Below are 8,301 nucleotides of genomic sequence, written 5' to 3'. Positions count from 1 at the left end.
TTCATTTCTTTTTCTTTTAAAACTGGTAATTTAGCTGTATTGACTCCACATATCTCTACTTTATTTATCATCATAATTGAAATCAACCCCTTCGAAGTAATTCCCTTCCGCATTTTAATTATTACCTGTAGAGGTTAATTTTATACTCTTAAATCATTTTGTTAATTTCCTTCTTTAATCTTTTTATAATTTTCTTTTCTAATCTTGAAATATAAGATTGGGATATTCCTAGCATATCAGCTACTTCTTTTTGAGTTTTTTCTTTATATCCACATAGTCCAAATCTTAATTCAACAATTTCTTTTTCTCTATTTGAAAGATTTTTCATTGCAGTAAATAATAATTCCTTATCAACTTCATCCTCTATTAAATTATAAACAATATCCTCATCTGTCCCAAGTATATCTGATAGTAAAAGTTCATTTCCATCCCAATCTATATTTAACGGCTCATAAAATGATATCTCTGCTTTAACCTTGCTATTTCTCCTTAAGTACATAAGAATTTCATTTTCTATACATCTTGATGCATAAGTTGCAAGCTTTATCTTTTTTTCTGGATTAAATGTATTTACTGCCTTTATAAGTCCAATTGTTCCTACAGAAATTAAATCCTCAACACCTACACCAGTATTCTCAAACTTTCTAGCTATATATACAACTAATCTTAAATTTCTTTCAATAAGAATACTTCTAATAGCTTCATCATTTTCCCCTAATTTATTGACTAAATTCTCTTCCTCTTCCTTACTAAGAGGTGCTGGAAGAACATCATTTCCCCCAACATAATAAATTGGTTCTACATTAATATCTAATTTAGCAAATAACTTATTAAGCAAAAGTCTTATATTTAACATAACCTAATCACCCCTATATAATTCCTCTAGACAATAAAGCTTCATATTCTCCCTCTTTACTTAATTTATTATCACAAAAACATAAGATTGCATCTCTTGTCATGATTTCTCCATTAACATTACAAAGCTTTATATTGTCAATCTTAATCCCTTTCATATATCCTGAATTTCCATCAACTACTTTGTATGGTATTCTAAATTGATCTTTTTCATTAATGTTTATACCTTTAAACTTTTCTCTTTCTGCTATTATTACAGGCAATGCAGTTACAGGCTCCACAAGTCCATTTCCTGTGTCTAAAAAAGCCTTAATATTAATAATTTCAGAATCAATACATACATCTAAATCATATATAAAATTATTTATAATAGCTCTATTTTTAAAATAATCCATAACTCCACTAACAAGTATATAACTTATAATTAATGAGAATATTGTAGATTTAGTTGAATAATCATTTATTATAAAAGATTCTGAAATATTATACTGATTTTCAACTAAAGCAAACATAAAACAAGTACCACAAAATGCAAAAGTTATCACTAAAAAAGTTATATACCTTTTTATTATTGTCTTTAACTCTCTTCTTTCTGATATTATAGTAATCATTCCCAAAGAAAAAAGCAGTTTTAAAGGCAATGATGTGAGTATATTTAATCCTGGAATAAAAATAAATAAAGTATATATTGCTCCTAAAAAAGCTGCTAGCAGTATTCTTTTGTAAATTATTCTTTCTTTTAAGGTCTGTAAAGTTAAATAAAGTAGAAAAAAATTAATTAAAAAATTTTCTAATATGACAATGTCAATATATACAGTCATAAATCGACTCACTCCCTATTTATAATTATAAAACTTCTTATTCTAAAATTTTGTCATTATATATTCTATATGCATATTTTCTATCTTTCTTTTCCTTTATTATTCTACATTTTTCTGCTAAATTAATTTTTTTTAATATTATAATTATTTTTTATATGTCTATTCTTGCAATGAAAACATATTCATTAAACATAAGTTCATAATTTGTTAAATTATAAATTATAAAATTCAATATTTTTTTTCATTTACTGAGTTTTACATCCAAAAATATTAAAAATAAATCATTTTTTATTTCTATATAAACTCCATTATAAATATATATATTTTTTCTAATTAAAGTAAAAATAAAAGCACTTATAGTAATTAATTACTATAAGTGCTTTTGTTTTTAAAAATACTATCTTCTACCTCTTCTTAAAAACATAGGTATTTCTAAATCATCATTATATCTATCTTCTTGTTGTACTTGTGAAGATGCAGCAACTTCTTGTTCTACTACTTTTTCTTCAACTTTTTCAACAACAACTTCTCTTTGAGCTTGAGAATCTCTATTTGTTACTCCTTGAGCTCCCATTCCCATTCTTTGACGCTCTTTTTCAAATCCAGTAGCTATAACTGTTATTCTTATTTCATCTTTTAATGTTTCGTCAATAACAGTACCAAATATTATGTTAGCATCTGGGTCTGCAGCTTCTTGAACTATTTCTGCAGCTTCATTTATTTCTAATAATCCTAATTCAGAATCTCCTGTTACGTTTAATAAGACTCCAGTAGCACCAACTATTGATGTTTCTAATAGTGGAGATGATATTGCTTCTCTTGCAGCATCTTGTGCTCTTGTTTCTCCTTTACCATATCCAACACCCATATGTGCTAAACCTTTATCTAACATAACAGCTCTAACGTCTGCAAAATCTAAGTTTATTAATCCTGGATTAGTTATAAGATCTGATATACCTTGTACACCTTGTCTTAAAACATCATCAGCTTTCTTAAATGATTCTAATAAAGTTGTCTTTTTATCTACCATTGATAAAAGTCTTTCATTAGGTATTGTTACTAATGTATCAACTTTTTCTTTTAAATTTGCTATACCCATTTCAGCATGAGTCATTCTTCTTCTTCCTTCAAATGGGAATGGCTTAGTAACTATACCTACTGTTAATATTCCCATTGATTTAGCTATTTCAGCAACTACTGGTGCAGCTCCTGTACCAGTACCACCGCCCATACCAGCAGTTATAAATACCATATCAGCTCCTGTTATAGCTTCTGTTATTTCATCTCTACTTTCCTCAGCAGCTTTTTTTCCTATTTCAGGATTAGCCCCTGCACCTAGTCCCTTCGTAAGTTTATCACCTATTTGAATTTTATTTTGGGCATGAGATAATGTTAAGGCTTGTTTATCTGTATTTATAGCAATAAATTCAACATCTCTTAATCCTTCTTGAATCATCCTATTAACAGCGTTTCCGCCTCCGCCTCCACATCCAATTACCTTAATATTAGTAAATGATTGTATATCTACATCAAAATCTAACAAACTAATTCCTCCTTTAAAAAAGCTCCTCTAAGAAAGCCATTATTTTGGAAAGCCCTCTCTTCTTTACACTTTTATTTTCACTTTTATTTTCTTTATCCACTATTACTTTTCTACCTGAAAGTAACTCTTCATCACATATTAATTTTAACCTATCATATACCTCTTTAACAATACTAATTGCATTAATTATTGAAGAATTATCAAATAAAAATTGCTCTTTAGTGAAAATTCTTACATTCTTATCAGTTGTATACTCTATTCTTTCCTTAATATGTTCATAATAGCTAATACCATCACCAGTTAATATTATCATATCTGTAGTATTTAGAATATCCCTTTCCATCAATTTACTATTAACTAATTCTACTATTTCACTTAATCTTGCATCTATAATATCATGAATTAAATAGGTATCTAATATGTATTCCTCAAATGAAATATTATTATAATCCTTTCTAATACTATAATATTTTGAAGAATATTGCAATTTTAATCTCTCTGCTTCATCTTCTGATATAGATAAGCATATAGATAAATCTTTGCTAATATTTCTTCCGCCTAATGGTATATAATCTATATCCTTTAGGGTATTCCCTTTATAATTGTATATTTGTGTTTCCTCTGCACCTACATCTATAATTACAACATTTGAAGTCTCTGTTTTTTTGCTTAAAAAAATATTTTTAAATCCAAAACCTAATAAAACTGTTCCTAAAACCTCATATCCAGCTTCTAAAATAATTTTATTTAAAGTACTAATTTTAGATTTAGGAGCAATAATTAAATCTTCATCTATTTCTACTCTTTCGGATTTAATTCCAATTGGATTCTGAACAAAGCCAAATTCTTCAGTATAGAATGAATTTATTGTACTATCAGCTACACATTCTTCATCTGAAAGTTTTAATGTTCTTCCTTCTATATAAGCTTCTTCTATATTTTCTTTAAAAACTAATGAATCATCATTATCTGTATAAGAATATCCCTTATTTTCTACTATTCTACAATCATTATTTTTCAATGATAAGTAAACACCTTGAATGTTATGTCCACTTTTTTCTTCTAGTTCTTTTAGACATTCTTTAATGGTTTTTACAACAGACTCTTCATCTATTATTTTACCTTTAGATACACCTTTCAAATCTTTTACTACAAAATCTAATACTTCGAATTCTTCATTTTCATTTTCACCTGATATTACTGCACAAATATTTCTGTTTCCAATATCTAGACCCACTATGTTTTTAGACATTTTTTCTATGTGTACCTCCCTATCTAAAAATTGTGATAATATATATATTCTCTTACAAATTAAAATTCCCTTTATATTTAATACATCAATAATCGACTTAGAATCTCTCTATCTATAGCATAATTCATTGCAGTTTCTTGTGTTATTACACCCTGTCTGTAAAGATTAGCAAGTTCCATATCCATCGTTCTCATTCCATATTTACTTCCTGTTTGTATGGATGATTCTATTTGATGAGTTTTTCCTTCTCTTATTAAATTTTTTATAGCTGGTGTAGCAACCATTATTTCTAATGCCGCTGTTCTATCTCCCTCAACTGTTTCTACTAATTGCTGTGATATAATTGTTTGTAAGACAGAAGCTAACTGTATTCTTATTTGCTCCTGTTGATGTGGTGGAAAGACATCTACTATTCTATCTATAGTCTTAGCTGCTCCTATAGTGTGAAGAGTTGAAAATACTAAATGTCCAGTCTCTGCGGCTGTTATAGCTATTGAAATAGTCTCTAAATCTCTCATTTCTCCTATTAAAATGACATCAGGATCTTCTCTAAGAGCTGCTTTCAAGGCTCTTTCATAACTTAGAGTATCCTTACCTATCTCTCTTTGATTTACAATAGATTTATTATGTTTATGAAGAAACTCTATAGGATCTTCTATTGTTATTATATGAGATTCTCTATTATTATTTATTTCATTTATTAAAGCTGCTAAAGTTGTACTTTTACCACTTCCAGTAGGTCCTGTAACTAATACAAGTCCTCTTTTAAGATTGCATATATCCTTTAAAGTATCAGGATATCCTAAGATATCTAGAGTCGGCATATCTAAAGATATAACTCTTATAGCTAAAGCTGTACTATTTCTTTGTTTATATATATTAACTCTAAATCTACCTTTACCATGTATTGAATATGATGTATCGTATTCTCCAATAGCATCATATTTTTCATATGCATCCTGTAATATCTCTCTAGCATATGCTTCAGTATCTTCAGGTCGTAATTTTTCATGTTCTAGCCTTACTAATTTCCCATTAACTTTTATTATAGGAGAAATACCTACTGTTAAATGCAAATCAGATGCTCCTTCTTTAACTGTTAACTCTAAAAGTTCTGCTAAACTTTGCATAACTCTCCTCCTAAACTTAATTCTTAATAAATAATTTGTTCACTTCATGAAGAAATGAACAAATTATTTATAGAAGAATTCTCCTTTTTTATCATATAATAAATATTATAAACTATATGATATATCAATTCCATAATTTTATAAAACTTATTTTTTTTTATACAACTTATTAAGTACCATTTAATATTTGAATTCCTTATTCAATTTTTTCAATGCTTTTTTTTCTATTCTAGATACATATGATCTTGATATACCAAGAATTCCTGCTATTTCCCTCTGTGTTTTTATATCACCATCCAAAAGACCATATCTCATTTGAATTATTTCTTTTTCTCTAGTACTTAAAACATCTGACATTTTTTTATAAAGCTCCTTAACCTGTAATGAATTTTCAACTGTCTCTAAAACCGAATCAGAGTCACTACTTAAAATATCTATCAGACAAATTTCATTTCCTTCCTTATCCACGCCTATAGGATCTTGAAGAAATACTTCTCCCTTTGTCTTCTTATTATTCCTAAAGAACATAAGTATTTCATTATCTATACACTTAGCAGCATATGTTGCAAGTCGTATTCCCTTACTAGTATCAAAAGAATCTATAGCTTTTATTAAACCTATTGTTCCTATAGATATAAGATCATCCATTTCTTTTGAGTTTTGATAATTTGAAGAATACTTCTTAACTATATGTGCTACTAGTCTTAAATTCCGTTCAACTAGTACCTTTTTAGCCTCAATATCTCCATCTTTTAATTTTTCTAAATATTTTTTTTCTTCCTTTTCATTTAAAGGCTTTGGAAAAGTAGAATTTCCTGTTACATAGCCAGTTAAAAATATTTTACTACCAACTAATTCTAATAAGTATTGTAACATGAACATGCTGTTCCCCCTATTAATGCTTATTATTATAATATGAGTTGACAACTAAAATATTGCTAAATTCACTTATTTTTTTGTAAGTTCTAAAACTATATCTCTGAAAATAGGTCCTGCAGTATTTCCACCACCTGGTTTTCTATCTTCATAAACATTTTTTATATTTGGCACCATAATTCCTAAAGTATAGTATTTTCCTTCATATTTAAAATATCCTAAAAACCATCCATGTAATTCTCCACCTATAGTTTCAGAAGTTCCAGTCTTAGCTCCTATCTCTACTCCTTCAATTTTAGTTACATTTGCAGTTCCTTCCCTAACAGTTGAATTCATTACATTTTTCAAATTATCTGCTGTTTCTTTAGATATTACACTTTTTCTAAATTCATTAAATTCTTTTTTCATTTCTCCTTTTTGATTTTCAAAATCTTTTAATATATATGGTTGTACATATTCTCCTTCATTAACAACAGTAGATATTATACCTGCCATCTGAATTAAACTAGTCTGCATAGATTGACCTATAGAAAGATTTGTTATACTAACATTTTCAGGAACCTCTCCCTTAGTCTCCATCCCAGTTTTTTCATCTAATCCTAAAGCTAAAGAAAAAACTCCTTGTTCTTTTGCAAAATCTAATAATTCCTTTGTTCCTATTTGAGAGCCTAATTTAGAAAAAACATCATTACATGAAACTTCAAAAGCTTCTTTAATACTTATTGTTCCATGTATTTTCTCCTTTTTACACACTAACCCATCACATCTTAATTTATCTAAAAGGTTAATTCCCTTTGATTCCATAGCAGCCTCTAGAGTTAGAATTTTAAATATTGACCCTGCCTCATAGCCATTAATACTACCTGATCCTAAAACAACATTTGGAGCTGACTCATCCTTTTGAGCTAAAGCTAAAACTTCACCGCTATCACTATCAATAAGCACTGCTCCTGCATTTTTAAAAGTTTTATAATCCTCCTTAGCTAATACATCCCTAACTATTTTTTGAAATCTATTGTCCAAAGTTAACTTAACATTTAAATTAGTCTCTGGAATATCATATTGTCCTTCTCCATATAATCCTTCATGATCTCTTTCAAAAATTATTTTAGGGTCTTTATTATTTTCTAACTCCTTATTTATTATCATTTCCAGAGAGTTTTTTGACTTATCAACCTCTTGAGTTTCCATCTTCTTATCTTTATTCTCTACCAAAGCAAAACCTTTAGTAGAAGATAACATATTCTCGATTTTCCAATTATCATCTTTTTTCTTTTCTTGCGCCTTATAAGTATAAATTCCTTTTATATTTTTCAAGCTATTTATCTTATCAAAGCTTTCCTGTGAAACATCATAATATACTTTCCCACCTCTTTTTACTATACTATCAAAAGAAAAATTCTTTTCTTCAGATTGCATAATATAATTAAAGGCCATTATATTTTCTAAGTTTTGATTTAAATTATTTAATCTAAAAGCCATAGAATCTATAACAACTTTGTATTTAGTTTCATATTCAAATATGCTTTCTCCATTTCTATCTAAAAGAGAATAGTTATAGTCAGAAATATCTTCATATTGCTTGTGATTTCCCTTGAAATTTCCTATTTCTTTGGTACTATACTTTTTCTGTACATAATAAATTCTCATGTCAAGTAATATTAAAGCTAATAATAATAAAGAAACTAAGCTTATTAATCTATTTTTAATTTCAATTTTTCTTTTTCTATTAAACATAAAAACACCCCTCCTGGCTAAATTCTAACCAAGTTAGGGGTGTTTTATTCAATAATAAATCATTAGTTTTATCTTATATTGAAGTAA

The 8,301-nt window shown here is 27.7% G+C and carries 7 protein-coding genes and 1 pseudogene; all 8 read right to left on the bottom strand.

Features of this window, described 5'->3' with window-relative positions; genetic code table 11:
• A pseudogene (locus Q1J60_RS04105) lies at positions 1-113 on the bottom strand (RNA polymerase sigma-G factor); the annotation flags it as partial.
• Between the two features lie 35 nt (positions 114-148).
• A complete protein-coding gene (sigE, locus tag Q1J60_RS04100; RefSeq protein WP_300258844.1) occupies positions 149-856 on the bottom strand; it encodes an RNA polymerase sporulation sigma factor SigE in 708 nt (235 codons plus the stop codon).
• Between the two features lie 13 nt (positions 857-869).
• Positions 870-1,676, bottom strand: a complete 807-nt coding sequence (spoIIGA, locus tag Q1J60_RS04095; protein WP_300258842.1) for a sigma-E processing peptidase SpoIIGA — start codon at positions 1,674-1,676, stop codon at positions 870-872.
• A 397-nt stretch (positions 1,677-2,073) separates the two neighbouring features.
• Positions 2,074-3,219 (bottom strand): cell division protein FtsZ, encoded by a 1,146-nt coding sequence (gene ftsZ, locus Q1J60_RS04090; RefSeq protein ID WP_300258839.1) that lies wholly within the window; start codon positions 3,217-3,219, stop codon positions 2,074-2,076.
• Positions 3,220-3,232: 13 nt separating this feature from the next.
• Positions 3,233-4,471 carry a cell division FtsA domain-containing protein gene (locus Q1J60_RS04085; protein WP_300258837.1) on the bottom strand — a complete coding sequence of 413 codons (1,239 nt, stop codon included), beginning with the start codon at positions 4,469-4,471 and terminating at the stop codon, positions 3,233-3,235.
• A 77-nt stretch (positions 4,472-4,548) separates the two neighbouring features.
• The gene (locus Q1J60_RS04080) at positions 4,549-5,601 is read right to left on the bottom strand and encodes a type IV pilus twitching motility protein PilT (protein WP_300258834.1); all 1,053 of its coding nucleotides are present in this window, start codon (positions 5,599-5,601) and stop codon (positions 4,549-4,551) included.
• A 180-nt stretch (positions 5,602-5,781) separates the two neighbouring features.
• A complete protein-coding gene (gene sigK, locus Q1J60_RS04075; RefSeq protein ID WP_300258831.1) occupies positions 5,782-6,483 on the bottom strand; it encodes an RNA polymerase sporulation sigma factor SigK in 702 nt (233 codons plus the stop codon).
• Between the two features lie 66 nt (positions 6,484-6,549).
• Positions 6,550-8,214 (bottom strand): penicillin-binding transpeptidase domain-containing protein, encoded by a 1,665-nt coding sequence (locus Q1J60_RS04070; protein ID WP_300258828.1) that lies wholly within the window; start codon positions 8,212-8,214, stop codon positions 6,550-6,552.
• Between the last annotated feature and the right edge of the window lie 87 nt (positions 8,215-8,301).

Origin of the sequence: Clostridium sp. (assembly GCF_029258205.1) — a bacterium.
Lineage (GTDB): Bacteria > Bacillota > Clostridia > Clostridiales > Clostridiaceae > Sarcina.
This window is presented reverse-complemented; position numbering and strand designations above follow the sequence as displayed.

Coding starts and splice junctions, on each gene's coding strand:
- Q1J60_RS04085 (WP_300258837.1), bottom strand. CDS start 4,471: ATGTCTAAAAACATAGTGGGTCTAGATATTGGAAACAGAAATATTTGT.
- Q1J60_RS04070 (WP_300258828.1), bottom strand. CDS start 8,214: ATGTTTAATAGAAAAAGAAAAATTGAAATTAAAAATAGATTAATAAGC.
- Q1J60_RS04080 (WP_300258834.1), bottom strand. CDS start 5,601: ATGCAAAGTTTAGCAGAACTTTTAGAGTTAACAGTTAAAGAAGGAGCA.
- spoIIGA (WP_300258842.1), bottom strand. CDS start 1,676: ATGACTGTATATATTGACATTGTCATATTAGAAAATTTTTTAATTAAT.
- sigK (WP_300258831.1), bottom strand. CDS start 6,483: ATGTTCATGTTACAATACTTATTAGAATTAGTTGGTAGTAAAATATTT.
- sigE (WP_300258844.1), bottom strand. CDS start 856: ATGTTAAATATAAGACTTTTGCTTAATAAGTTATTTGCTAAATTAGAT.